Here is a 24568-nt window from a genome sequence, read left to right as displayed (position 1 = left end):
GGGCCTCTCGTTCAGGTGGATACCTGGGTGAGCCGCTCGACCCCTTGCTTTCGGCTCGGGACGGGACGTTAAACGTCGGGTCCGACAGTCGTCGCTTCAGGTCCAGACGTCCAGGTGCCCGCTGTCACCGCCCGAGCGGCCGAGAGGCTACGGAACCGGTGGTCGCCGACCCGGTGGACGCAACCTCCTACGAAGCGGGCTGGCGGGGTACCCGTCGTTGGGCCGCCTCTTCGACAGTGGTGGTACCGAAACGGGCTCGCATGACTTCGGGGCGAATCTCGCGGGAGAGGTATCCGGCCAGTTGCTTGGTTTCAATCATGAGTTCGTCGATTGCTCCACCGGACATGGTTTCCCGGTCGAACTCGATGGTGGCTAGCCCGATGCGGTCGATGACCGCTTCGGAGCGCCGGACCAGTTCGACGAGAACGTCGAGCGGGAACTCCACCTTTGCGGAGCGTCCTGCCTCTTGTGCGCGGCTCGCACGGCGAGCGGCAGCGTTGCGTTCGTTGTCGCACGACCGGCACCAGGAGCGTGTCTTGGTTTGGACGGCGGTTTCGCACGACCGACACCAGTAGGTCTTCTGGTCTCGGCCCATACGCGCCCCTGGGCCTGGCCGACCGTTCGGTCCCTTCGGGTACAAGGACAGGTTCCTGGCGGTGGCAACGGGGCGAACGTCGATGGGGATGTCGAGCAGGGACTCGTAGCGGAATCCGAGCGGAATCCCACTCTCGTTGAGGTCGTACTCATCAGCGAGATCCACTGCATGTTCCTGTCTGGACGTTGGAACCGTCCGGATGTGACGCGGCAGGTGTCATGGCTGCGCTGGCCCGGACGGAAGGGTCGAGATGCCTCTGACCTGCGAATATGCGGACTTTGGCGTCCGAATCTTGTCATGCCGTATGCGCCGGTGTCATGGCTTGTCACGGCTTGCTCATTGCGACTTCGGATTCGCGATCTTCTTCTCCCCGTCAGCAACACAATCACGAAGGAGATCTCGATGCAGAACGTCGCCAACACCCAGCCCGCCCAGTCCCTGACCTCGGACAGTGACGCCCGCAACCGCATCACCTCCGGCGTGCGGAACGTCGACCTCACTGCGGGTAACAGCGGCAATGCCGCTGGCTCTCCGGCCCGCACACTCGCCGACGTCGCGGCGGTTGCCGTCCGAGAACGTTCCCAGTTCTATGCCGAGGTTCGCGCCGACATCTCCGCCGACGAAACCCTTGGCGTCGCACGCATCGCACTAGCCTGCGCCCGCGACTTCATCGCGACCGTCAGCCCCAGGCTTCTCGCCCTGAACCACGCTGCCCGGAGCGCGGCGCTTCACCGACTCGGAGAAGACGACAACGAGACGGAATCCGACCCGTTCTGGGCGATTCTGCGGGCAATGGTTTTCAGTTATTTCGGACCGTCCTTCGAAGAGCCAGACTGGGTTCCCCAGCGCGGCGTCCTTACCGAGCAAGGGCCGGATATGGCGGTATGGATGCTGCCCAACGGCGACTACGTATGCGACCTGCTGGTCTTCATGACGCCGTGGGACTGCGACAACGGCATCTGGGAGCACGCCGCTGAGGCACTCCACGCCGCAGCGCCAGCGCTCGGCGAGCAACTGGCGGGGGTTCGCGTCATCGCTCCGCTGGCTGGATACCAGTCGCGCTACTACACGTGGGACGGCACCTGGGAGTACCTCGACGACAGTTGGCTGTCACTGCCCGACGGCGTCGCGCGATGAGCGGCCGACCCGGCAAGTCGACCAGACACAGACCTACGGGGTAGCCCAACCCCTCTCCGCGCCTGCGCGGCGGCTTGCCTCACGGGCGTGTGCGCCGCAGCCCTCAACCTCTAGACCCCATTCGAAGGAATCACCATGCCCGCGACAACGGGTGGGCTCGCCATGCCCACATCCGGTACGGACTCCGGCTCGGACCATCCCAGCCGCAATCTGCAGACATCGACGCACGCTTCCGCTCGGGACCTTGACGCCGACCCGGGCGTCGACGCTACTGTCCCTGACATCGAACATCTGTTCGATGCTGGTGGCGCGACAGTGCTGCCCTTCCAGAAGGACAACCGCACGGCACCGAAGGGGGCGGCATGGCACGGCGAGACAGATTCCAACCGCTTCCGGTCCCCTGCCCGCCCTTCGACGGGCATCACCAGCCCGGCTGCTGTCGCCAGCCCTAACACCGAGCGCAGCGCCGGGCGTGGCTCCCTGGGAGTTCTCATGCCAACGCTGCTGTCAACCAACGCTGTCTTCACCGGTCGCCGCGCTAGCGACCTTGGGTCCCTGACCCACTTGCTGGTCGGGTCTCACGTCCAGTTCATCTCCTTGTCCCTCGACGGGACCGGTGTGCCCGTCGACCTCCTCGACCGCATGTACGCAGTCGCGTACGCAGTCATCGACGCCAACCCGAACGCACGACGGGTACTTGCCACCGAGGCAGCAAGCCTCGCGCTGCGCTACCTCACCGAGTTTCCGCCCGCAGCACCGTGGCGACTGCTGGGAGTCGAGTACGACACCGGCAACGGTCGGGTCGACCTCGCCTGGTGGAACGGCGATACCTGCGAGGTGTTCTTCGACGAGGTGAAGACCAGCCGCGTCAGTGGACGGCAGGTCTCGCCCGCGTGGCTCGACCAGTCACGCAGGTACTCGGCCGCCGGGGCAGCGCGGTTCGGTGAATCGTTCCTCGGGACGCGACTGGTGCCGCTGACGACGTCCGGCACCGTGCATCTGGTCCGAGAAGGCGAGCCGATCGTCGCCCTCTCCCCCATCCACTCGGCCCCGCTACAGTGCACGGCCCCGGTCGGGAGTGGCTGCTGATGGCGAGCGAGTTTGTGGCGACACCGGAGTTGAAGGACGCCGTCCTCGCGACGCTGCTTCGCACCAAGGAGGAGCACGGCGAGGTTCGTGCCGCCGACGTCCGCGACGCAGTCAAGGTGCTCGGCTGCTCGGAGCGGACCATGTGGCGGTGGCTGCAACGCGGCTGCGCGCCCACCCGGCACCGCAAGCGATGGGAGCCGAACCCGGAGTACAGCAAGTTGCTGATTCGGCACGGCGGTTCCATCGCTGAACTGCGCGAGGCACTGGTCGCCGACGGCAAGGAAACAGTGACCGCGCGGACGATGCAGCGTGCGTTCGCTCGCGAGTACCCGACCGCGCTTCTCACCTTCGCCCGTGAGGGCTACCAGTCCGCTCAGGCGCAGTTGCCGACCAGCGCCATGCCAGACCTGGCGCTCAACGAGGAATGGTCCATGGACGACACCCAACTGCCGGTGTGGTGCCTCTTGCCCTCCGGTGAGGTCGGCAAGGCCCAGATGCAGGGCATCATCGACGGCTGCAGCCGCTACATCCTCTCGTTGAACCTCTCGCCCTTTACGTTCAACACCGAGGACGCCGTCGAGAACCTCGCCACCGCGATGGCGGGACACCACACCGAGAACGGTGTGTTCATCGGCGGGAAGCCGAGGGCGCTGCGCACCGACCGGGGCAGCATCTTCGTCGCCCGCGCGACCTCGATGGGTCTGGTCACCGAGAAAATCGAGCGCCGCTACAGCGAGCCGTACACGCCTCAACAGAACGGCAAGATTGAGCGCTGGCACCGCTACAAGCAGGAGTTCCGGAAGTTGCCTGGCTTCGACTGGACCTCGTTCAAACAGGGAGACCCGCGCAAGGCGGCCGTGCCGCCTCCAGCGGACGCACTGCTCACGTTCGAGGAACTCGTGGTCGAGGTCGCACACGCAGTTCGGCGCTACAACACAGAACGTGAGCACAGTGCGCACGGCATGACGCCGGTGGCGTGCTGGGAGCGCGAGGTTGCTGCCAGTCCGGACCTCGTCCAGCCCGTCGACGGGATCGTGATTCGAGCGGCGATGCGTCAGCAGGATGAGCGCAAGTTGCTTCGGCGTCGCGTGAAGTGGGACAAGCGCCACTACAACCTGCACCCGCAGTCAGTGATGGACACCGACGAGCACGATGAGGTCATCGAACGTCGTCGCAGGCTCATCGACGCTGCTGAGGGCCGCGACGTGACGTTCCGGTACCTGCCGGGCCGCATCGAGTACGTGTCGGTTTACAACTCCCGAAACGAGTACCTCGGCGACGCCGTGTGGGACAAGATTCAGACCGTCGCGCAGGCCGGTGAGACCGCCCAGGCCCGCCGCAGGCACATCAAGACCATGGTCCTGGACCTCGAAGCCATCGCCAAGGCTGACGCGGAAGCCGTGGCTGCCCGACGGCAACGAGTCCTCGATGAACTCGTCGCCGAAGGCTTGGACTACAGCCAATACGACGAGGATTCGGCTGCTGCTGTCCCCGGCGGACCTGGCGACCCCCAGGCGGGCAGGTCGTCGCGGACTGCGAAGACCAAGTCCGCCAAGAAGACCAAGGAGAAGGCAGGGAAGCCTGCCGCCGCTCCCACTGCTCGACAGCGAGCCGAAGCCCAGCGCAGGCAAGACGCCGTCGACGCCTCCACCTGGACCCGCAACGCGAGCGCGTAGCCGCCGTCTACATCACCCGAACGTCCGGTTCCGGCACCCGCCGGAACCGGCAACCAACCCACCCTGAAAGGCATACCGCCATGAGCACAACCGCCCCGCAGCCCCCGTCCAAGAACCCGCTCAAGCAGCAGATTCCGGTCCCGCCTACGGCCGGGATGTTTCCGACGCTGCCCACCACGGTCGCCAACCTGCTCGCCGTGACTCAGTCAGAAACCGTGGCCCGGATGACCGTCGACTTCCGCGACATCGCCTGCTTCAACGGCGCGCCCGGCACCGGGAAAACCACTGCCGTCACCCTCGCCACCCAGAAGGTCGGCGGCGTGACCTGGAAATACTGCATCCCGCCCCAGCGAGCGAGCACCAAGGGCGCGATGCTCGCCCTGTACGAATCGGTGTTCGGTTGGTGCGGTCCACTCAGCGAGCGCGAAGCCACTGATGCGTTGGCCCGTCGGCTCTCCGAAGGCGACCTCGGTGTCGTCATCGACGAGGTCCACCACGTCGGACTGCTCGGCATGCAGCAATACCGGCACCTGTGGGATCGCACCTGTATCTACGACGAGCGGTTCCCCATGATCTTCGTCGGCTGCAACGTCCGCGAGACCCTCGCCCGCGCGGACGAGGTCCGCACCCGCATCGCACGGTGGGTCCTCTTCGACCACATCCAGCACCCCGACGACCTCGTCACCCTCGCCCATGAACTTCACCCACGACTGGCCGTGACCTCCGAGTCGGTGCTGGAGCGCATCAACGAGAACATCACCGACGGCAACATCCGTGCCTGGTACCAGTTCGCCAAGCACATCGACTACCTGCCCACCACGACCGGCAAGGGCAAGCCCAAGCCCATCAAGGGCGAAGACATCCGTCGTCTGCAGAACCTGCTCGGAGCCCGATGATGGACGTCTACATCAGCGAACCGCCCGCCCCGAATCCACCTGCGCTGCTGCGGGGAAGGTTCTCACCTGACCAGGGAACGTTCGCGTTGCTGATCGGAGCCGCCGAGAAGGTACGCGGCAAACGCACCCGCAAGACCGTCTCCATCCCGTTCTTCCACTGCCTGGGCAAGAACCTCGGAACCGTCGGGTCCTACACCGGGCAGACCAGCGAGTTCCGTGCCCAGATCCGGCACTGGTTCGCTGCCTACGACGCAAGACACTTGGTCGTGTTCAACGGCGAGGTCCTGTTTCCCGCGACCATGGAAGCGGTCTTCCAGTACGCCGCAACCGTCCCCGAGGTGACGTTTGTGTGCGAGCCCGGCGGCTACGAGCGGACCCGTGGCGCCGTACATGCCGCCGGAATCGACACGACCCGGCTGCCGTGGGACGACCTGCTGGCTCGGCTCCCGCTCGTCCCCGACCCGGATCCGCTACCGGACCCGGCCTACGAGATGGAACACCTGCCCACGGTCGACTTCCTGCTATTCCGTCACTACGCCAGGACTTTGAACACGGCCGACCGGTTCGCCGCTATCGACGATGACTACCGCAGCGCCTACCAAGCAGCGCTCACAGTCGAGCCAGACCTCGACACCGTCGTCGCGATGCTCGCCGAGACGACGTGGAACGCGACCACCACCGCACCCATCATGGTCGCGCTCCGCGCTGCACAGGTCGCGCTGCTGACGCGGGGCTGGCATCTCGACGCTCATCAGGACAAGGCCATCGGGACCCTGTGCTCGGTCCGCTCCCCCAACCCGACCGACGCCCACTGGCGTGCGCTCCACGGCTACGTCCGAACCCAGCGCGTCGCCGGAGTCGCCCTCTACCTGCTCGACGTGCCGCCCGACGACCTCAACACCGTCACCGTCGGCCAAGTTGAAGGGTTCCTGCGCGACGGGCGCCTCCGCGGACGACCCATCCCGGATTTGGCCCGCCCGCTGCTCAAGGCGCACCTGTCATTGCGACGGAGCGAGGGCGCTGCCGACAGCGACGCCTTCCTGAACCAGAAGGGAGAACGCCGCCACCTCGACGACCTCATCGACGCTCGGCGACACCTCGGCATCCCAATCGACGCTCGGTTCCTCCGTGGCGGCTCCCTATCCCACACCCAGCGCCCCCTGTGGCGCTTCGGCCTAAAACTGCGAGACCTCACATGACCATGCCCGACCAGCAGCCCGTGTTCGACCACCAGTACGTCGCCCACGTCTTCAACCAGCGCGGCTACCACGTCAACGAGTTCGCTACCCGACTCGACATGTCGAACGGCATCGTCGAGGCATTCCTGCGCGGCAACGTGGAGCCCGGCGAACTGCGCATCGCGACCCTCGCGAACATGGCGAACCTGCTCGGCATTCCCCTGCACGCCATGTTCGCCCGCCCTGCCCCGCCACCCGACCCGGACGACCTCGACGGGCCCGCAGCCGACGACCTGACCGCCGATGCCGAACAACTCCTCGCCTGCGTCTACGACATCGGCCGGGCTACCCCGACCCTTGTCAGCGACATCGCCAAGGCATTCGACTGGACCCTCGACCGCACCTACGCCGCCGCGACAGAAGCGAATCGCCGCCTCCAACCCGCCGGACTCGCAGTCAACACCAGCCACGGTGAACTTTTCGTCGCGCCCGTAAACGACCACCTCGACGCGCACAAGGCGTTGACCAGCCGCAAGGTCTACGAACGCGGCCTCTCACTGACCCACTACAAGGCAGCCCATCAGATCCTCACCGGACAGGCAGTCACCGTCACCAACTCCGGCCGCCAACGCCTTCGCACACTCGGCGGCATGGTCAACCTCGGAATTCTTACTCAAGCCAAGCAGCCAGCCTTCACCGGCGCTGCGCTCGAAGCGTTCCTATAGGCGGTGCTATCAGCGCCAAGCCCGCACGCCCTCACCGAGACCGACGCCAGGCTCTTGCACGACCGATGCCACCACGTCGAACAAGCCGACACGGACTCGCGCCCTCCTCCCACCGCTACGTGCGAAGACCAGAAAGGTCAAGCAATGACCACCCTCACCCACCGTCCTTGGCTCCGACCCACCGACAGGGCAGATATTGTCGCCATGCTCCTCGACGCGTGCTTTCCACGCGCGGACGCCGAAGCGTGGGCCGACGCCTCGACCTGGACGGCTGGCTCGTCCATCGTCACGGCCGAAGCCATCGCCTACGACGACCACGGCATTCCACTTGACCAAGCCATCGCCTGGCACGCAGAAGGGTTCGAGGCCGCCGAAGCCATCTGCTTCTACGACCGCCGCTACACCCCCGAACAGGCGGTGACGGTCATCGAACTCACGAACCACGAGGAGGACCGCGAATGGCTTGCCACCGGCCTCCCCGCCGACCGGGTCATCGCATACTTGCGTGCCGGGGTCACCCTCGACGAATACGACGACTGGGAAAACAACGACGACTCATCTGACGAAGCGCTCACCATGCTGGCGGGTTTCCTCCAAGCCCCGTGAGCGCGCGTGAGCAGCCGACCAGCCCGCCGTCACCGACGAAGCACTCGAAACGTTCCTACGAGCAGCGGTCCAGACGGAAAGAGGCGGGGCCGAAGACATTCGTCATGCGGCCCCGCCTCGTGAAACCAACCTAGGCCGCGTCGGCGTCCTCACCCTTCACGACGGCCGCAATCTCCTCAGCCATCTCCTCGACCGACATCGACGCGGTGTTCAGGGCCACCTTGTCGGCGAGCGACGGACTGTGGCCCCGCACCTGAACATCTGTCAGGTTGTGCCAGATGGGCAGCATGGTCTGCTCGCCCGCGACCGTCCGGGTGACCAGACCGTCGAGTTCGTGGTTGGTCCAGCCCTTTGCGAAGAACTGCTCCGACAACACGACAACCCCGAAGCGGCTCGACCGGATGCCCTGGTCAATCTTCCGGCGAAGGCTGTCCCCGACGCGCAGTTCGGTCTTGTCCAACCACACGGTCACCCCGAGCGCCACGAGAGCGTCACGGAGCGGCAGCGCCACCTCGGCCTTGTCCTCTGACGCGTGCGAGATGAACACATCCCAGGTCTGGCCCCCGAGCACGTCACCGACCGGCTCCTCCGGTTCGCGGACCTGAATGTCACGCAGCGGGCGCTCCGAAGCAGACCGCGCGGTCGGCAGGAAACCCGGCGGCGGACCCTCGACACGCACCGAAGACTGCACCCGGCCCGAGTAGCCGCCCAGATCGACGGCCACGAACCAGCGCCCCGTGCTGGGCACCACTCCGGACCACGGCGAGCGAGTCACCCGACCACCGATGTAGCGGTGCGCTCCGCCCCGCTTGTACTTGTTGAACTCGCTCTGAGTCATGAGCCGGACGTTGGCCTGGTTCTTCAACGTCACGATGACCCGTGAGCCCTTCTTGACGTTGCCCAGGTCGTACTGCTGGAACTGCACGTCATCCTCCTCGGATGCTCTCCGAGGTGGAGGGACCACGCCTACTGCGCGGCCCAGGGTGCTCCGTTATGCTCATCAACAGCCTGTTCCACATGGCTTGCCGATGGTCATAGACCTCGGGTATAGGGGCGGTTCCGTTGCAGCGGAGCCGCCCCTTCTTTGATGTGTCCATCATCCCATGAGCCGCCGACGCCACGAGTTGTCCACACACGCGAATCGACGCATCTGCGGACCCACTCGCAGCGAAATGTCGCCGCGCGACGGATCCGCCGCGCGCGCCTGTGGACAAACGACGCCCCGATGTCACTACTGACACGCCATGTCGTTTGTCCACAGGGGGTACTGACATGAAATGTCGCGCCACTGACACTGAGATGTCGCACTTCTACTGACATTTCGTGTCGTCCTACTGACATCAAGGTGTCGGGTCAGATCAGTGCGCCATGTCGACGAAGCGGGAGTAGTGGCCCTGGAAGGCGACGGTGATGTCGCGGGTGGGGCCGTTACGGTGCTTGGCCACGATCAGGTCGGCCTCGCCGGGGCGGGTCGACTCCTTCTCGTAGACGTCGTCGCGGTGCAGGAGCACGACCATGTCGGCGTCCTGCTCGATCGAGCCGGACTCACGCAGGTCGCTGACCATGGGGCGCTTGTCGGCGCGCTGCTCGGGGCCACGGTTCAGCTGCGAGAGCGCGATGACCGGGACCTCCAGCTCCTTGGCGAGCAGCTTGATCTGGCGGGAGAACTCCGAGACCTCGAGCTGACGGGACTCGACCTTCTTGCCCGACGTCATCAGCTGGAGGTAGTCGATGACGATCAGGCGCAGGTCGTGGCGCTGGCGCAGCCGGCGGGCCTTGGCCCGGATCTCCATCATCGTCATGTTCGGCGAGTCGTCGATGAACATCGGCGCCGAGGACACCTCGCCCATCTTGCGGGCGAGCTTGGCCCAGTCGTCGTCGTTCATGTTGCCGTTGCGGATGTGGTTGAGCGGCACCTTCGCCTCGGCCGAGAGCAGCCGCATGGTGATCTCGGAGCGCGTCATCTCGAGGCTGAAGAAGACGCTGGTGAGGTTGTTGTGGATCGACGCCGCGCGGCAGAAGTCGAGGGCCAGCGTCGACTTCCCCATCGCGGGACGCGCGGCGACGATGATCATCTGGCCACCGTGGAAGCCGTTGGTCAGGTCGTCGAAGTCGGCGAAGCCGGTCGGGACGCCGTAGATGCCCGCCTCGCGGTTGGAGATCGCCTCGATCTCGTCGAGGACACCGTCCATGATGTCGCTCAGCGGGGCATAGTCCTCGGCCGCGCGCTTGTCGGTCACCTTGTAGACCTCGGCCTGCGCCTCGTCGACGATGTCGTCGACCTGGCCCTCGCCGGCGTACCCGATCTGGACGATCTTCGTGCCGGCGTTGACCAGCCGGCGCAGGATCGCCTTCTCCCGCACGATCTCGGCGTAGTAGCCGGCGTTCGCCGCGATCGGCACGTTGGCCGACAGCGTGTGGAGGTACGGCGCCCCGCCCACGCGCGGCAGCTCGCCGCGGCGCTGGAGCTCGGCGGCGACGGTGACCATGTCGACCGGCTCGCCGCGACCGTAGAGGTCGATGATCGCGTCGAAGATCGTCTCGTGCGAGGGCCGGTAGAAGTCGGTCCCGCGCAGGGCCTCGGTGACGTCGGCGATCGCGTCCTTGGAGATCAGCATCGCGCCGAGCACCGACTGCTCGGCGGCCATGTCCTGCGGGGGCGTGCGGTCGCCGGGCGTCGTGGGCCGCTCGCCGGGCTCGTACGGCGCGGGCCCGTCGCCCCAGTCCTCCATCGGCGGCTCGGGGATCCCCCGTGCATCCTGTTCGACGCTCACACTCGCCCTCTCGACCGGCCCGTCTCGATCATCTGTTCGAACACTAGGAGGCGGCGCCGACAACGAGCATCCGTCGTCTGCGCCGCCTCTACGATTCGGCCTGGTGCGGGGTTTCCCCCGGACCACCGCGTGCGACGCTATGCCGCCCGGCCCGGTCTCGGATAGTCCCCTATCCACAGGCCATGTGGATAACCGGGACGAGGCCGTGGACGACACGCGGCGACGTGTGCACCGACCTGGGGACAACATGTGGACGGAGCGGTCCCACCGCCGAGAAAGCATGCTCTGACCTGCGGGAACGACTTTTCACAGCTGTGAGGGGAAATTAGTTCGTGACGAAGCGTGGTTCATCTGCAGGCCACCTCCCGGCCACCGGACGCTTTGTCGACATAGCGTCCGATGCACGGTTTCCCCATTCTCATCCACAGGTGTTGATGACTAGTCACGTAGGAGTCAGATGCGATCGATGTCTCTTACCATGACTAGGCTGCTCCCGTGAGGGACCGCCGGGACCGGGAGATCCTGCGGCTCGCCGTCCCGGCCTTCCTGGCCCTGGTCGCCGAGCCGCTGTTCCTGCTGACCGACGCGGCGATCGTCGGGCACCTCGGCACCGCCGAGCTGGCGGCCGTCGGCCTGGCCGCGGTGGTCCTCCAGACGCTGGTCGGGCTCTGTGTCTTCCTGGCCTACGGCACCACCGGCAGCGTGGCCCGCCACCTCGGGGCCGGTGACCTGCGCGGGGCCCTGGCCCAGGGCGTCGACGGGCTGTGGCTGGCGGTCGCCATCGGTGCCGTCGCCACCGTGCTCGGCGTGCTCCTGGCCGAGCCGCTGGTCGGCCTGTTCGGTGTCTCCGCCGACGTCACCGACCTGGCCGCGACCTACCTGCGGATCGCGTTCCTCGGCACCGCCCCGCTGCTCGTCATGCTGGCCGCCACCGGAGTGCTCCGCGGCCTGCAGGACACCCGCACCCCGCTCGTCGTGGCGGTCGCGGGCAACGCACTCAACGTCGCGCTCAACCTGCTCCTCGTCTATCCCGTCGGCCTCGGCCTGGCCGGCTCCGCGCTCGGCTCGGTGCTCGCCCAGGCGGCCAGCGCCACGGCGTTCGTCGTGGTCGTGGTGCGCGCCGCCCGCCGGCACGGCGCCTCGCTGCGGCCCGACCTGCCCGGCATCCGCGCCGCCGGCCGCGCCGGCGTCCCGCTGGTCATCCGCACCCTGACCCTGCGGGCGGCGCTGCTGGTCACGACGTACGCCGTCACGCTGGCCGCGGCCGGCGCCCGGGACCAGGAGGTCGACCTCGCGACCCACCAGCTGGCGATGACCGTCTGGGTCTTCCTCGCGTTCGTCCTGGACGCGATCGCGATCGCGGCCCAGGCGATCACCGGCCGGGCGCTCGGCGCGGGCGACGTCGTCGGCACCCGCGAGCTCACGTCCCGGATGGTGCGCTGGGGAGTGTGGAGCGGGGTGGTGACCGGGGTGCTGCTGGCGCTGGTCAGCCCCGTCCTGGGGCAGCTGTTCACCGGGGACGCCGCCGTGCTCGACCTGCTCACGCCGGTGCTGCTGGTCGCGGCGCTCGGCCAGCCCGTGTGCGGCGTCGTGTTCGTCCTCGACGGGGTGCTGATCGGCGCCGGCGACGGCCGCTACCTCGCCTGGGCCGGCCTGCTCACCCTGGTCGTGTACGCGCCGGTCGTGCTGGCGTTCGCCGCGGCGTCCGCGGGGCTGGTCGCGCTGTGGGCGGTGTTCACCGTGGTCTTCATGGGTGCCCGGCTGGCGGTGCTGCTGGTCCGGGCTCGCGGCGACGCGTGGATGGTGGTCGGGACCCCGGATCTCTCGTCGAGAGACGTGAAACGGTCCTGATCCAAGGCCCGGAGCGGCCATTTCGCGTCACTCGACGGTCTCCGCGCAGCGGAGGACACCAGCAACGCAGCAGGGGCCGCCCTCCCGAAGGAGGACGGCCCCTGCTGGTGGAACGTTGCCGCTGCGCTTGATCAGGCCGGGATGACGTTGAGGGCCACCGTGGCGGACACCTCGTCGTGCAGCTTGACCGACACCTCGTGGGAGCCGAGCGACTTGATCGGGTTCGTGACCACGATCGTGCGCTTGTCGACCTGCTCGCCCGACGCCTCGGTCAGCGCGCCGGCGATCTCGCCGACCGTGACCGCGCCGAACAGCCGGCCGCCGGCACCCGAGCGGACCTTGACGCTGACCGCCGAGGCCTCGAGCTTGGCCTTGATCTGGGCGGCGTGGTCGTGGTCGCGGACGGCACGCGAGGCGCGCGCCGACTTGATGGACTCGACGGTCTTCTCGCCACCCTTGGTCCAGCGCAGCGCGAGGCCACGCGGAACCAGGTAGTTGCGGCCGTAGCCGTCCTTCACCTCGACGACGTCGCCGGGGGCACCGAGACCGGTGACTTCCTGAGTCAGGATGAGCTTCATGTTCTCGGCTCCTCTCAGCGACCGGTGGAGGTGTAGGGCAGCAGGGCGACCTCGCGAGCGTTCTTGACCGCGATGGCGACGTCCCGCTGGTGCTGGACGCAGTTGCCGGTCACGCGACGCGCGCGGATCTTGCCGCGGTCGGAGATGAACTTGCGGAGCAGGGTGGTGTCCTTGTAGTCGACACCGGTCGCCTTCTCCTTGCAGAACTGGCAAACCTTCTTCTTCGGCTTGCGAATCACTGCCTTGGCCATTGTGGTGCTTCCTTTCTAGAAGCCCGGCCGAAGCCGGAATGGTTGAGGGTGAACGGGATGGATGGTGCTGGGATCAGAACGGGGGCTCGTCGGAGCCGACACCCGGGGCACCCCAGGGGTCGTTCGCGGGGGCGGACTGGCCGCCGCCCTGCTGCGGAGCCGGGGTCGCCCACGGGTCGTCGCCGCCGGCCTGCTGCTGCGGCCGGGACTGTCCGCCCTGGCCGCCGCCCTGGCCGCCGCCGTACCCGCCGCCACCACCCGAGCGCGAGGCCCGGGTGACCTTGGCGGTGGCGAACGCGAGCGCGGGGCCGACCTCGTCGACCTCGAGCTCCACGACGGTGCGCTTCTCGCCCTCGCGGGTCTCGTAGGAGCGCTGCTTCAGGCGACCCTGCACGATCACGCGCATGCCGCGCTGCAGGGACTCGGCGACGTTCTCCGCGGCCTGGCGCCACACCGAGCAGGAGAGGAACAGCGCGTCGCCGTCCTTCCACTCGTTGGTCTGGCGGTCGAAGGTGCGCGGCGTCGACGCGATCCGGAAGTTCGCCACGGCCGCACCCGACGGGGTGAAGCGCAGCTCCGGGTCGTCGACGAGGTTGCCGACCACCGTGATGACGGTCTCGCCTGCCATGAATGCTCCCTAGCGTTGGTTCTGATCAGAGTCGTCCGACCACGTGCGCACATCGTTGCCGCTGGCACCGACAAGCGGAAGTGGTCTTCCACAGGTCAATCAGTGAGCGTCGGGACGCATGACCTTCGTGCGGAGGATGGACTCGTTGAGGGTGAGCTGGCGGTCGAACTCCTTGACCGTGGCCGGCTCGGCGTTCAGCGTGATGACGGCGTAGATGCCCTCGGCGTTCTTCTTGACCTCGTAGGCCAGCCGGCGGCGTCCCCACACGTCGACGGACTCGACAGAGCCGCCGTCCTTGCGGATCACGTTGAGGTACTTGTCGAGCGAACTTTCGACGGTTCGCTCCTCGATGCTCGGGTCAAGAATGACCATCACTTCGTAGGCACGCATGTCGTTCTCCACCTCCTGTGGGCTAGGCGGCCACGGACTCTCCGTGGCAGGAGGGAAATGCGTCTGCTCCTGGGCCCGACCGTCGGTGGACGGACACAGAGAACGCCCAAGGCTAGCAGCGGGCCGACGCACCCATGAATTCGCCGCGAACGGGGTAGGAGGCCGCCGATGCCCGCCCGCACGACACCCCCGCCGATCGCCGGCCGCTACGACCTCCTCGACCAGGTCGGCGCCGGCGCGATGGGCTCGGTCTGGCGGGCCCGCGACCTGCGCGCCGCCCCCGGTCAGCCGAGCCTGGTCGCGGTCAAGGTGCTGGGCGCCCACGACAGCAGCATGCTGCTGCGGTTCGTCCGCGAGCAGTCGGTGCGGATCGCCCACCCGCACGTCGTCGCGCCCACCGGCTGGGCGGCCGAGGACCACCGCGTGGTGTTCACGATGGACCTGGTCCGCGGCGGCTCGCTGGAGACGCTGCGCGCCGAGCACGGGCCGCTGCCCGCGTCGTACGTCGCCGTCCTGCTCGACCAGCTGCTCCAGGCGCTGGAGGCGGTGCACGCCGCCGGGGTCGTGCACCGCGACGTGAAGCCCGCGAACCTGCTGCTCGAGCCGGGCGGACCGCACCTGCGCCTCGGCGACTTCGGCGTCGCGGTCGTGCTCGACGACGTCCGCCTGACCCGGGGACCGGGGGTGGTCGGGACCGACCGCTACATGCCGCCCGAGCAGGCCGCCGGGGCGCCGCCGGACCCGCGCCAGGACCTGTACGCCGCCGGCGTCGTCGCGACCGAGCTCCTCGGCGGCCGGACCGGTCCGCTGCGGCCGCTCCTCGGCGCGCTCACCGACCCCGACCCGGAGCTGCGGCCGCCCACGGCCACCGAGGCGCTGGTCCGGCTGCGCCGGGTCGACGTACCTCTCGACGGGCCGTGGCCCGAGGTACCCGACCGGTTGGGCGACCCGCCCGCCACGCGCGGTCACCGGTGGGCGAACGCGGTCATCGCGGCGTCGCTGCTCGTGATCGCGGCCTGCGTGGTCGCGAACGTCCTCATGCTGTTGTGAGTCGCGGCTAGCGTGACGGCGTGGACCTCGCCGACCTCGCCGCCGCCCGGGAACGGGTCGCCGAGCACGTGCCCCCGACGCCCGCCCGCCGCTGGCCGCTGCTCGAGCGCACGACCGGCACCGAGACGTGGGTGAAGCACGAGAACCACAACCCCACCGGCGCGTTCAAGGTCCGCGGCGGCGTGAACCTCTGCGCCCGGCTGGACGACACCCCTGGCCTGATCTCCGCGAGCCGCGGCAACCACAGCCAGAGCCTGGCCTTCGCCGGGAGCCGGTACGGCGTCCCGGTCACGATCGTGGTGCCGGAGGGCAACTCCCCCGACAAGAACGCCGCGACCGAGGCGTTCGGCGCGGAGCTCCTCATCCACGGGCGCGACTTCCAGGAGGCGCTCGAGCACGCAGGCAAGCTGGCGGAGCAGCGCGGCCTGACCGTCGTGCCGCCGTTCCACCCGTGGCTGGTCGAGGGCGTGGCGACGTACGCCGCCGAGCTGCACGAGGCCGTGCCCGACCTCGACGTCGTATACGTCCCGGTCGGCATGGGCTCGGGGATCTGCGCGAACATCGCGGTCCGTGACCTGCTCGGCCGCGACACCGAGATCGTGGGCGTGGTCTCCGAGCGAGCGCCGGCGTACGCCCTGTCCTTCGAGGCCGGCGAGGTGGTGCCGACGCCGTCGGCGGACACGTTCGTCGACGGCGTCGCGTGCCGGACGCCCGACGCCGAGGCGGTACGCCGGATCGTCGCCGGCGCGGCGCGCATCGTGCGGGTGTCGGAGGAGGCGGCCGCTGCGGCGATGGCGCTGATGTACCGCAGCACCCACAACCTGCCCGAGCCGGCCGGGTCGCTGGCGCTGGCGGGGCTGCTCGCCGAGCAGGACCGGGTGGCCGGCAAGAAGGTGGCGGTGATCCACACCGGCGGGAACGCCGACTTCGACGTGTTCGCGCGGGCGCTCAGCTGACGACCTCGACCCCAGCCGCCCGCAGCTCCGCGACGCCGCGCGGGTCGGCGCCGGAGTCGGTGATCACCGCGGTCACCGCCGCCAGCGGGACCACCTCGAACGCCGACGCGGCGCCGATCTTCTCGCCGCTGCCGAGCACGTAGGTCTCCGCCGAGCGCTCCGACCAGGCGCGCTTGATCGCGGCCTCGTCGGCGTCGCCCGTGGTGAGGCCGGCCGTCGGGTGGATGCCGGTGACGCCGAGGTAGAAGACGTCGGCGCTGACCCGGCCGATCGCCTCGTGCGCGACCGCGCCGGCCGCGACGACGGAGTGCTTGAACAGCCGTCCCCCGACGATGATCACCTCGACGGTCGGGTGGGTGGCGAGCTCCACCGCGATCGTCGGGCTGTGCGTGATCACGGTGGCCCGGAGGTCCGGGGGCAGCTGACGGGCGAGCTCGCGCGCCGTCGTACCTCCGTCGAGGACGACCGTCTGGCCGGGCCGGATCAGCGCGGCCGCCGTCCGTGCGACCTCGGCCTTGGCGCCGGTGCCGATGGCGGTGCGGGCGGTGAAGTCGGCGACCGCCGGGGAGGCCGGCAGCGCGCCGCCGTGCACCCGATGCAGGAGGCCGTCGGCGGCGAGCTCGCGCAGGTCGCGCCGGATGGTGTCCTCCGACAGCCCGAGCTCGGCGGCCAGGTCCTTGGCCACCACGCGGCCGTCGGTCCGGAGCGTGGTGAGGATCAGGGTCTTGCGCTGGGCGGCGAGCACGGGGCACACCCTATCCTGCACGTTCGTACTTGTTTCTGCACGTTTCTGCACGTTAATGTCGGGGCATGACGAAACCCCTGATGATCCTGATCGCCGGCCCCTACCGCTCCGGGACCGGTGACGACCCCGACCTGATGGCCGCCAACCTGGCCGCGCTGGAGTCCGCCGCGTGGCCGCTGTTCCGGGCCGGGCACGTCCCGATGATCGGCGAGTGGGTGGCGCTGCCGGTGCTGAGCAGCGCGGGCGCCTCCGGTCCGCTCGACCCGCTGGCCGAGCAGGTGATGTACCCGACCGCGCACCGGCTCCTCCAGCACTGCGACGGCGTGCTCCGCCTGCCCGGCGAGTCGAAGGGAGCCGACCAGGACGTCGCGATCGCCCGCGAGCGCGGCATCCCGGTCTGGCACCGGGTCGAGGACGTGCCGGGGTACGTCGGAGGCGCCGCCTAGGGTTGGTCCCATGAGCATCGCGATCGGCGCCCACGTCGACCAGACCGACCCGATCGCCGAGGCGAAGGCCCGCAACGCCCCGCACGTGCAGTTCTTCCTCGGCGACCCGCAGAGCTACAAGGGACCGGTCTTCTCCTACGACGGGGGCGCCGACGCGCTCAAGGCCGACGCCGAGGCCGCGGGCGTCGGGCTGTACGTGCACGCGCCGTACCTCATCAACGTCGCCACCACGAACAACCGCCAGCGGATCCCGAGCCGCAAGCTGCTCCAGCAGCACATGGACGCCGCGGCGTCGATCGGCGCACTGGGCCTGATCGTGCACGGCGGCCACGTGCAGGACGACGACGACCCCGCGAAGGGGTTCGACAACTGGCGCAAGGCGATCGAGGCGACCGAGATCAAGGTGCCGCTGCTGATCGAGAACACCGCCGGCGGCACCAACGCGATGACCCGCTACCTCGACCGGATCGCCGGGGTGTGGGACGCGATCGCGAGCACCGAGCAGTTCGACCGGGTCGGCTTCTGCCTCGACACCTGCCACGCGCACGCCGGCGGCAACCCGCTGGAGACGATCGTGGACGACGTCCTCAAGATCACCGGCCGGATCGACCTGGTGCACTGCAACGACAGCCGCGACGAGTTCGACACCGGCGCCGACCGGCACGCGAACCTCGGCGCCGGGAAAGTCGACCCCGACCTGCTGGCCGCGGTGGTCCGCGACGCCGGTGCGCCAGTGGTGCTGGAGACCCCGGGCGGCGCGACCGAGCACACCGCCGACGGCGACTGGCTCCGCGAGCGGCTCTGACCTAACCGACGCGCACGACGAGGTCGCGGACCTCGTCGGACCCGGCACGGTCGACGCGGCGTCGCGCCAGCCGCAGCGGCTGCTCGCCGGTGTGCTCGCCGCCGAAGACGAGGAACAGGAACCCGTGGTCGCCCTCCTCGAGGGGGACCAGGTGCGGGGGCCGGTCGACGACCTGCCAGCGGCTCAGCCCGAGTCCGCGGCGACGGAACTTGACCTCGAGGCGGGTGCCGGGCTGGACGGTGAGCACGTGTCCGGGCTGCGGGTCCTGGAGCGTGTGGCTGATGAAGCGGTGCGGGATCGACATGGGAAGGCTCCTCTGGTGGCTTCGGGGGTGAGGAGCGCGCCCGAGCGCGCCTGATACCTGGATCAGCCGAAGCACACCAACGGCACCGGGGCGGTGTCGGCCGAGACGGCCGGCACCGCCTCCGCCAGCGCGGCGGCCGGCTCGAGCCCGGCGGCCAGCCGCTGGTGGACGGCGACCAGGACGTCGTACGCCGCCCGGTCGTTGACCGCGGCGGGCGAGGCGATCACGCAGCGGGCGCCGGCATGCAACCAGGCGGTCGTCATGCCGAGCAGCTCCTCGCCCCAGCGCACGTTCGAGCGCCCGACCTCGCAGGCCGAGAGCAGCACGACGTCGGGCGCGCGCCGGAGCCGGTCGATGTCGTAGCCGAACCACGGGCCGTCGGCGAGCTGGAGACCCGAGAAGAGCGGGTTCTCCGCCGAGTGCCGCCCGTGAGCGGCGACGTGCAGGACGTCCACGCTCTCGGCGAGCTCACAGGCGGCAGCCGCACCGGCCGCGCCGCCGGTCAGCACCAGGGCGTTCGGCCACTCCTTCGCGGCCGCCGTGACCTCGTCCTCGGCGCGCGCGACGCGCGGCCCGGCCACGAACCCGGCCGATGCCGACCGGAGCGGCGTCGTACGTCGCGCCAGCCACGAGGTCGCGCTCTGCGCGACCGTCACCGGACGGCCGGTGAACCCGGGCAGCAGGGTCCACGGCACACCGGCGAGCACGCCGGAGGGGGTCAGCACCACGCTCCGCCCACCGACCGCGTCCAGGACGGGCGCCACCAACCGCGCGGCGATCGCCTCGAGCCGCACCGCCAGCTCTTGGCGGACGAAGCGGCCCATCGCGTCCGGCATCTCCGCGGCCGCGACGTCGAGGTCGGGCAGCAAGCCACCCAGCAGGTCGGTGATCGGGCCGCGGTCGCCGAGGTCGACCCACGTGGTCGACTCCGCCGTCACGACGAGGGCGACCAGGCAGTCGGCGGTCGCGACGTAGGCGACCAGCGCCGTGGTGGGGTCGAGGCCCTCGCGGAGCTCGTCGAGCGTCACCGGGTCGGCGACCTCGCCGGACCCGCGGTGCTGCCACGCCCGCTCACGGACTCGCCGCCGCAGCTCGGCCTCGCGCTCGGTGTCACGGTTGCCGGTCCCGGCGGCCATCTCGCGCAGCTCGGCGAGGTCCGCGACGATCTGCTCGTCCTCGGGCGCCCGCACGGGCTGAACGCGGCTGGCCAGCATCCGCGCCCGTTCGGACCACTCGAACAGCACGTCCGGCTTCCCGGAGTCGACGGCCAACGTCAGCCCGCGCCACGCGAGGCGGATCCCGTGTCCGGCGACGCCGGTCTGGAGGTCCAGCGAGCCGAACGAGCTCTGCCAGGCGTGCAGGTCCGACAGTCCGGCGCGCACGTGGCCGAGCGCATGCGCGCGCCGCCCGTCCAGCTCCGCGAGGTCGGCTCGGACCTCCCGGTCGAGCAGTCGCACGGCGATCGGGGCACGCTCCACGGAGCCGACGGCGTGCAGCGCGTCGCGCGCCGGCCCGAGCTCGTTGCGCCGGAGGCTCACGCGTGCCGCGTCGATCCTGGCCGCGGCCGCCTCCCAACGGAGTCCTTGGCGCTCGAGCGCGTGCGCGAGCGTGAGGCCGCGTCCGGCGAGGGCGAGCGTCCTGCCCCCGGCCTCGATCCGTGCCGTCAACAGGGTCGCCTCGGCCCGCGCCTCCCACGCGTTCGCTCCGGTACGACGGAACCGTCGTACGGCGTCCCGCGCCGCCACGCTCGCCCGGTTCGGATCACTCAGGACGAGGCTCCGCGCCAGGGCGAGCTCGGCCTCGCCGCGCCGCTGGTACAGCCGGCGGCGTCCGTACGCGATCGCCGCGGCCGCGAGTGCGGTGGCCCCTTCCTCGTGGAGCCCGGCCGCCATCAGGACCTCGGCGCGGTCCTGCTCGACCATCGCGGTCATCACCGGCCCCTCCGCGGCGACCGTCGGATAGGCGTTGGCCATGTCGCGCAGCGCGGCGACGAGGTCTCCGGCAAGGAAGTGGGCGTAGCCCAGGTTGTGCAGCGCCTTGGCCGCGCCGTACTCGTCCCCGGCCTGGCGGAACGCCGAGAAGGACTGCTCGAAGTCGAGCCTCGCCGCGGTGAGCTCCTTGCGCTGGAGGTGCACGTTGCCGCGGTTGAGGTGCGCGATCGCGATCCGCCGCGGGTCGTCGAGCATCTCGAGGGCCTGGTCGAACTCCGCCATCGCCAGGCCGGTCTCGCCCTGGAGCATGTGGAGCAGCGCCACCTGCGAGTGCAGGACACCCCGCGTGCTCTCGACGATCGCGTCGTAGGTCAGGACCGCGCGGCACAGCTCCATGGCGAGCCGGTGCTCGCCGGTCTCCGAGAGCACGTAGGCGAGGCTCGTGGCGATGCGTCCGTCGAGGTCGGAGCGCTCGCCGCCCGCGCGTGCGACCTCGCTGCGGGCGCGCTCGAACAGGCGACGTGCCTCCGTGTGGCGTCCGCGGTTCATCGCGCGAACGCCGCGGTCGTGCAGCTCCTGCGGCGTGGTCACTGCCTCATGATCGCGCGAGACCGGTGGTTGCGGACACTGCCTTCCATGCCGTGTCGACCGCATCCGGGCCGGCGGCCGGTTGACCGGCCGGCTCCAGCGTGCCCACGAGGGCGGCGGCGATGTCTCCGGCCATGATCGGCGCGCTGAACGACGTGCCGCTCCAGACCGCGAACCCACCCCGGAAGTCGTCGGGGTCGATCGCCTCGCGGATCCGGCCGAAGGCGCGGGTCCGGGCCACGGGCTCGTAACCGCCGCGGAACGCAGGAATGGTGCTGACCACAGCCGCGCCCGGCACGTAGGTCCGCACCCAAGGCCCGGCGTTGCTGAAGAGCGCGTCGGTGCCGTTGGGGTTGAGCGCGCCGACCGACACGATCGGGGCGATCGACGAGTCGAATGCGATCGGGCCCTCGTCGTCGGCCCACCGCGCGAAAGCCGCGGGGAACGACGGCCGGCTCGTGGCGTCGTTCCCGGCCGACGCGACCACGACGACGCCGTTGCGCATCATGTCCTCGAGGATCGCGTACATCGTCGGATCGAAGAGCTCGTCCTCGGGCGTCTCGTGGTAGTAGCCCAGCGACAGGCTCAGGACGTCGATCGGGTGCCCACCCTGCTCCCCGGCCCGGTGGCGGCGAGCCAGCTCGGCGATCTGGGCGAGCGTGGCCACGAGGTCGGACTCCACGATCGGGCCGTCGGACGGCATCACGCGCCAGGCGATGATGTCGGCGTCGGGGCAGCGCTGGCGGATCAGGCCGGCGATGAACGTGCCGTGCCCGGAGACCGGGTCGATCGAGCCGTCCATCGGTCCCGACTGGTCGCCGTCGAGCTCGGGCGAGATCGAGGTGGCGTCGGCGTAGCCGATCGGCACGCCGTCGAGGGTCACCCCCGTGTCGACGACGCTGTCGAGCCACGGGTGCGAACCGCACCCGGTGTCGAGGATCGCCACCACCGGCCGGCGGCCCTCGATGGCATCGCCGGCGCGACGGCTGGGCGCGGGCCCGACGTACGAGACCGGCTGACGACCACCGAAGCCGATCTGGAAGTACGACGCGATCGCGCGCGAGCTGCGGGCGTCGGCGAGCGGGTTCCCCTCGTGCAGCGGGTTCCCCTCGTGCAGCGGATTCCCCTCGTGCAGCGGATTCCCCTCGTGCAGCGGATTCCCCTCGTGCAGCGGATTCCCCTCGTGCAGCGGATTCCCCTCGTGCAGCGGGTTCCCCTCGATCGCCGGCACCACCAGGTGGTCGAGGCTGACGCCCTTGACCATGTCGACGCCGAACTGCGCCCGGGTCTGCTGCAGCAGCGTCCAGGCGTCAGGGGCGATGGTGGCGCGGTTGGAGGCGACGATGAGTCGCAGCGGGATGTACCCGAACTTCAGGTTCGCGGTGCGCGGGTCCTCCGGCTCGCGGACGACGTCCCAGCCGAGAGGCTCGGCGACCAGGCGGAGCACCTCGATCGCGCCATCGATGGCGACCGACTTGGAGACCAGGAGCCGCGGGCCGACGTACACGGTCGGACGCGGGACGACGCCGTTCACCACCAGGGCGGTGGCCGGGTCGAGCAAGCGCCCCTGCGCCGGGGCGATCACCGTCGGGTGCGGCGGCCGCGGGTCGCGGTCCAGCGGGCGGCGTGGCTTGCGCGCAGCAGCAGACGACTTCTTCTCGGGGTCCACGGATTCCTCAGATCTCGAAGGTGGGGGTGGCGAAGGCGGGGCGGCTGGTGTCGTGGGGCTCGATGCGCAGCCGCAGCATCCCGAGAGGTAGGTCCGTGAGCTCGAAGCGACCCGAGTCGCTGACGACGGCGTCGTGGCTGGCGGGCTCGGTGCCGGCGATCGCGCGGACGGTCATCGGCTCGGGCGGGACGATCCAGCCGTCGACGCGCGAGCGGGGGCCGTCGACCGCGACCCGCAGCAGCAGGTCGGTGTCGCCGTGCACGAAGCGGAGGGTGTACGCCGTGGAGCCGCGTACGCCGGCCAGCTCGGTGGACCGCTCGACCAGCTCCATCAGCTCGACGTCGAGGTCGGAGGCCGCCATCGCGGCGACCGCCTGCATGGAGTGCACCAGGTGCTCCGGGGGCGGGTCGTGCTTCTCCCACACGTCCCGGACGATGGCCAACAGGGCGTCCCTGCTCAGCTCGCTCATCACACACCCCCTGCCTGCATCAGCGCCACGCGCAGCTTCGCCAGGCACCGGCCCCGGGTGGGGCCGATGCTGCCGACCGGCATGCCCAGCTCGCTGGCCAGCTCCCGGTAGTCCGGCCGGTTCTCGAACGCCACGATCCGCAGAAGTCTCCGGCACCGCTCCGGGAGGCCGTCGACCGCCGCCCAGATCCGGTTGCCCTCGTCCTCCTGCACGACACTCTCCTCCGCGGAGCGCTGCCGCGGAAGCATCGGCGCGAGCTCCTCGTCCTCGACCGGAGTCGCGCCGGCCGACCCGTTGCTGACCCGCCACGCCTCGCGGCGGGCCGTGGTGGTCAGCCAGCCGCCGACGGCGACCGGGTCGACGATGGCGGCGCGGCGGCGCACCAGCGCCAGCCACGTCGTCTGGATGACGTCCTCGGCCGCCTGCTCGGAGAGCCGGTAGGCGCGCACGACGTGCCACAGGACCGGTGTCATCACCGACACCAGGTCGTCCAGGCCTGCGGGGTCTCCGGCGACCCAGCGGTTGAAGCCGTCGGTCGCCTGGCCCCAGACCGCACCGGGGCGCGCCGAGTCGTACGGCGCACCCGCTCCGATCCTGGCCATGGGACGACCCGCTCCCCGCTGTCGCTCGATCATGATCACGGTCTCGAGGAGGCTCGCGACCGCACCCTGATACATCCTCCACCTACATATTCGGGCGCAACCCGTCCTTCGTTCCTCGCCCGGACCGGGTGAGGAATGGCGCTCACCCCCGCTTCGGTAGCCTCTGACGGTGCTGACCGTCCGGGAGATCACGGCGAGCGACCACGTCGAGTTCATCCGTGGCCGCCGTTCGGCGAGCTTCCTGCAGACCCCCGCCTGGGGCCGCGTGAAGTCCGAGTGGCGCCGCGAGTCCGTCGGCTGGTTCCGCGACGGCGAGCTCGTCGGCGCGGGGCTGGTGCTCTACCGGCAGCTGCCGAAGGTGCGCCGCTACCTCGCCTACCTGCCCGAGGGCCCGGTCCTCGACTGGTCCGACGAGGACCTCGCCGCCTGGCTGACCCCGATGGCCGCGCACCTGAAGGCCCAGGGCGCGTTCGGTATCCGGATGGGACCGCCCGTGGTGACCCGGCGATGGGACACCGCCACGGTCAAGGAGGGCATCGCCGATCCCGCCGTACGCCGCCTCGGCGACCTGCCGCCCACCGAGCGCAGCCCCGAGGGCGCCCGCGTCGTCGCCCAGCTCACCGAGCTCG

The 24568-nt window shown here is 69.7% G+C and carries 26 protein-coding genes; 13 read left to right on the top strand and 13 right to left on the bottom strand.

Annotation, left to right across the window (positions count from 1 at the left end; genetic code table 11):
- Positions 1-187 precede the first annotated feature (187 nt).
- The gene (locus ABD875_RS11955) at positions 188-445 is read right to left on the bottom strand and encodes a hypothetical protein (RefSeq protein ID WP_345176702.1); all 258 of its coding nucleotides are present in this window, start codon (positions 443-445) and stop codon (positions 188-190) included.
- 552 nt (positions 446-997) lie between these two features.
- Here ABD875_RS11955 and ABD875_RS11950 point away from each other — a divergent pair.
- The 7 genes from ABD875_RS11950 to ABD875_RS11920 all read left to right on the top strand — a co-directional run bounded on the left by ABD875_RS11950 (position 998) and on the right by ABD875_RS11920 (position 7902).
- Positions 998-1732 carry a hypothetical protein gene (locus tag ABD875_RS11950; protein ID WP_345176700.1) on the top strand — a complete coding sequence of 245 codons (735 nt, stop codon included), beginning with the start codon at positions 998-1000 and terminating at the stop codon, positions 1730-1732.
- Between the two features lie 135 nt (positions 1733-1867).
- Positions 1868-2821, top strand: a complete 954-nt coding sequence (locus ABD875_RS11945; protein WP_345176698.1) for a hypothetical protein — start codon at positions 1868-1870, stop codon at positions 2819-2821.
- Positions 2821-4497, top strand: coding sequence for a hypothetical protein (locus tag ABD875_RS11940; protein ID WP_345176693.1), 1677 nt, complete (start codon positions 2821-2823; stop codon positions 4495-4497). The genes ABD875_RS11945 and ABD875_RS11940 overlap by 1 nt, the downstream gene beginning before the upstream one ends.
- Before the next feature lie 80 nt (positions 4498-4577).
- Complete coding sequence (locus ABD875_RS11935) at positions 4578-5393, top strand: AAA family ATPase (protein ID WP_345176689.1); 816 nt, start codon at positions 4578-4580, stop codon at positions 5391-5393.
- Positions 5393-6592 carry a hypothetical protein gene (locus ABD875_RS11930; RefSeq protein WP_345176685.1) on the top strand — a complete coding sequence of 400 codons (1200 nt, stop codon included), beginning with the start codon at positions 5393-5395 and terminating at the stop codon, positions 6590-6592. The genes ABD875_RS11935 and ABD875_RS11930 overlap by 1 nt, the downstream gene beginning before the upstream one ends.
- Positions 6589-7296, top strand: a complete 708-nt coding sequence (locus ABD875_RS11925) for a hypothetical protein (RefSeq protein ID WP_345176680.1) — start codon at positions 6589-6591, stop codon at positions 7294-7296. The genes ABD875_RS11930 and ABD875_RS11925 overlap by 4 nt, the downstream gene beginning before the upstream one ends.
- A gap of 144 nt (positions 7297-7440) precedes the next feature.
- Complete coding sequence (locus ABD875_RS11920; RefSeq protein ID WP_345176677.1) at positions 7441-7902, top strand: hypothetical protein; 462 nt, start codon at positions 7441-7443, stop codon at positions 7900-7902.
- A 130-nt stretch (positions 7903-8032) separates the two neighbouring features.
- Here the strand turns inward: ABD875_RS11920 and ABD875_RS11915 are convergent, their stop codons facing one another.
- Positions 8033-8827, bottom strand: a complete 795-nt coding sequence (locus ABD875_RS11915; protein ID WP_345176675.1) for a DUF1883 domain-containing protein — start codon at positions 8825-8827, stop codon at positions 8033-8035.
- Positions 8828-9260: 433 nt separating this feature from the next.
- Complete coding sequence (gene dnaB / locus ABD875_RS11910) at positions 9261-10634, bottom strand: replicative DNA helicase (RefSeq protein WP_345177983.1); 1374 nt, start codon at positions 10632-10634, stop codon at positions 9261-9263.
- Between the two features lie 537 nt (positions 10635-11171).
- Here dnaB and ABD875_RS11905 point away from each other — a divergent pair.
- Entirely contained in the window at positions 11172-12527 is a 1356-nt protein-coding gene (locus tag ABD875_RS11905; RefSeq protein WP_345176672.1) for an MATE family efflux transporter, read from the top strand.
- A gap of 131 nt (positions 12528-12658) precedes the next feature.
- Here ABD875_RS11905 and rplI read toward each other — a convergent pair whose 3' ends face one another.
- The 4 genes from rplI to rpsF form a co-directional block, all read right to left on the bottom strand.
- Positions 12659-13105, bottom strand: coding sequence for a 50S ribosomal protein L9 (gene rplI, locus ABD875_RS11900; protein ID WP_345176668.1), 447 nt, complete (start codon positions 13103-13105; stop codon positions 12659-12661).
- 14 nt (positions 13106-13119) lie between these two features.
- Positions 13120-13356, bottom strand: coding sequence for a 30S ribosomal protein S18 (gene rpsR, locus ABD875_RS11895; protein WP_017933521.1), 237 nt, complete (start codon positions 13354-13356; stop codon positions 13120-13122).
- A gap of 73 nt (positions 13357-13429) precedes the next feature.
- Positions 13430-13984: a single-stranded DNA-binding protein gene (locus tag ABD875_RS11890; protein ID WP_345176651.1), complete on the bottom strand. Its 555-nt coding sequence runs from the start codon at positions 13982-13984 to the stop codon at positions 13430-13432.
- A gap of 99 nt (positions 13985-14083) precedes the next feature.
- The gene (gene rpsF / locus ABD875_RS11885) at positions 14084-14374 is read right to left on the bottom strand and encodes a 30S ribosomal protein S6 (RefSeq protein WP_345176647.1); all 291 of its coding nucleotides are present in this window, start codon (positions 14372-14374) and stop codon (positions 14084-14086) included.
- A gap of 168 nt (positions 14375-14542) precedes the next feature.
- Here rpsF and ABD875_RS11880 point away from each other — a divergent pair, with 168 nt between their 5' ends.
- Both ABD875_RS11880 and ABD875_RS11875 read left to right on the top strand, forming a co-directional pair.
- The gene (locus ABD875_RS11880) at positions 14543-15424 is read left to right on the top strand and encodes a serine/threonine-protein kinase (RefSeq protein ID WP_345176643.1); all 882 of its coding nucleotides are present in this window, start codon (positions 14543-14545) and stop codon (positions 15422-15424) included.
- A 20-nt stretch (positions 15425-15444) separates the two neighbouring features.
- Positions 15445-16380 carry a threonine dehydratase gene (locus tag ABD875_RS11875; RefSeq protein ID WP_345176640.1) on the top strand — a complete coding sequence of 312 codons (936 nt, stop codon included), beginning with the start codon at positions 15445-15447 and terminating at the stop codon, positions 16378-16380.
- Here ABD875_RS11875 and ABD875_RS11870 read toward each other — a convergent pair.
- Positions 16373-17125 carry a DeoR/GlpR family DNA-binding transcription regulator gene (locus ABD875_RS11870; protein ID WP_345176637.1) on the bottom strand — a complete coding sequence of 251 codons (753 nt, stop codon included), beginning with the start codon at positions 17123-17125 and terminating at the stop codon, positions 16373-16375. The genes ABD875_RS11875 and ABD875_RS11870 overlap by 8 nt on opposite strands.
- 65 nt (positions 17126-17190) lie before the next feature.
- Between ABD875_RS11870 and ABD875_RS11865 the strand changes: the two genes are divergently transcribed.
- The gene (locus ABD875_RS11865; protein WP_345176634.1) at positions 17191-17571 is read left to right on the top strand and encodes a DUF4406 domain-containing protein; all 381 of its coding nucleotides are present in this window, start codon (positions 17191-17193) and stop codon (positions 17569-17571) included.
- A 10-nt stretch (positions 17572-17581) separates the two neighbouring features.
- Positions 17582-18376, top strand: a complete 795-nt coding sequence (locus ABD875_RS11860; protein WP_345176629.1) for a deoxyribonuclease IV — start codon at positions 17582-17584, stop codon at positions 18374-18376.
- A gap of 1 nt (position 18377) precedes the next feature.
- Here the strand turns inward: ABD875_RS11860 and ABD875_RS11855 are convergent, their stop codons facing one another.
- The 5 genes from ABD875_RS11855 to ABD875_RS11835 form a co-directional block, all read right to left on the bottom strand.
- The gene (locus ABD875_RS11855; RefSeq protein ID WP_345176624.1) at positions 18378-18680 is read right to left on the bottom strand and encodes a hypothetical protein; all 303 of its coding nucleotides are present in this window, start codon (positions 18678-18680) and stop codon (positions 18378-18380) included.
- A 62-nt stretch (positions 18681-18742) separates the two neighbouring features.
- Positions 18743-21202, bottom strand: coding sequence for a CHAT domain-containing protein (locus tag ABD875_RS11850; RefSeq protein WP_345176622.1), 2460 nt, complete (start codon positions 21200-21202; stop codon positions 18743-18745).
- Between the two features lie 4 nt (positions 21203-21206).
- Positions 21207-22868, bottom strand: coding sequence for a S8 family peptidase (locus ABD875_RS11845; RefSeq protein ID WP_345176618.1), 1662 nt, complete (start codon positions 22866-22868; stop codon positions 21207-21209).
- A gap of 7 nt (positions 22869-22875) precedes the next feature.
- Positions 22876-23337 (bottom strand): hypothetical protein, encoded by a 462-nt coding sequence (locus ABD875_RS11840; protein WP_345176615.1) that lies wholly within the window; start codon positions 23335-23337, stop codon positions 22876-22878.
- Positions 23337-23939 carry an RNA polymerase sigma factor gene (locus ABD875_RS11835; protein WP_345176612.1) on the bottom strand — a complete coding sequence of 201 codons (603 nt, stop codon included), beginning with the start codon at positions 23937-23939 and terminating at the stop codon, positions 23337-23339. Before ABD875_RS11835 ends, ABD875_RS11840 begins: the two co-directional genes overlap by 1 nt.
- 163 nt (positions 23940-24102) lie before the next feature.
- Here ABD875_RS11835 and ABD875_RS11830 point away from each other — a divergent pair.
- A partial coding sequence (locus ABD875_RS11830) for a lipid II:glycine glycyltransferase FemX (RefSeq protein ID WP_345177980.1) occupies positions 24103-24568 on the top strand: 466 nt, incomplete at its 3' end.

Source organism: Nocardioides caricicola (assembly GCF_039541135.1).
In the GTDB taxonomy this organism is placed as follows: Bacteria; Actinomycetota; Actinomycetes; order Propionibacteriales; family Nocardioidaceae; genus Nocardioides; species Nocardioides caricicola.
Note: the sequence above shows the minus strand (reverse complement) of the source record. Positions and strands in the feature narration are given on the sequence as shown.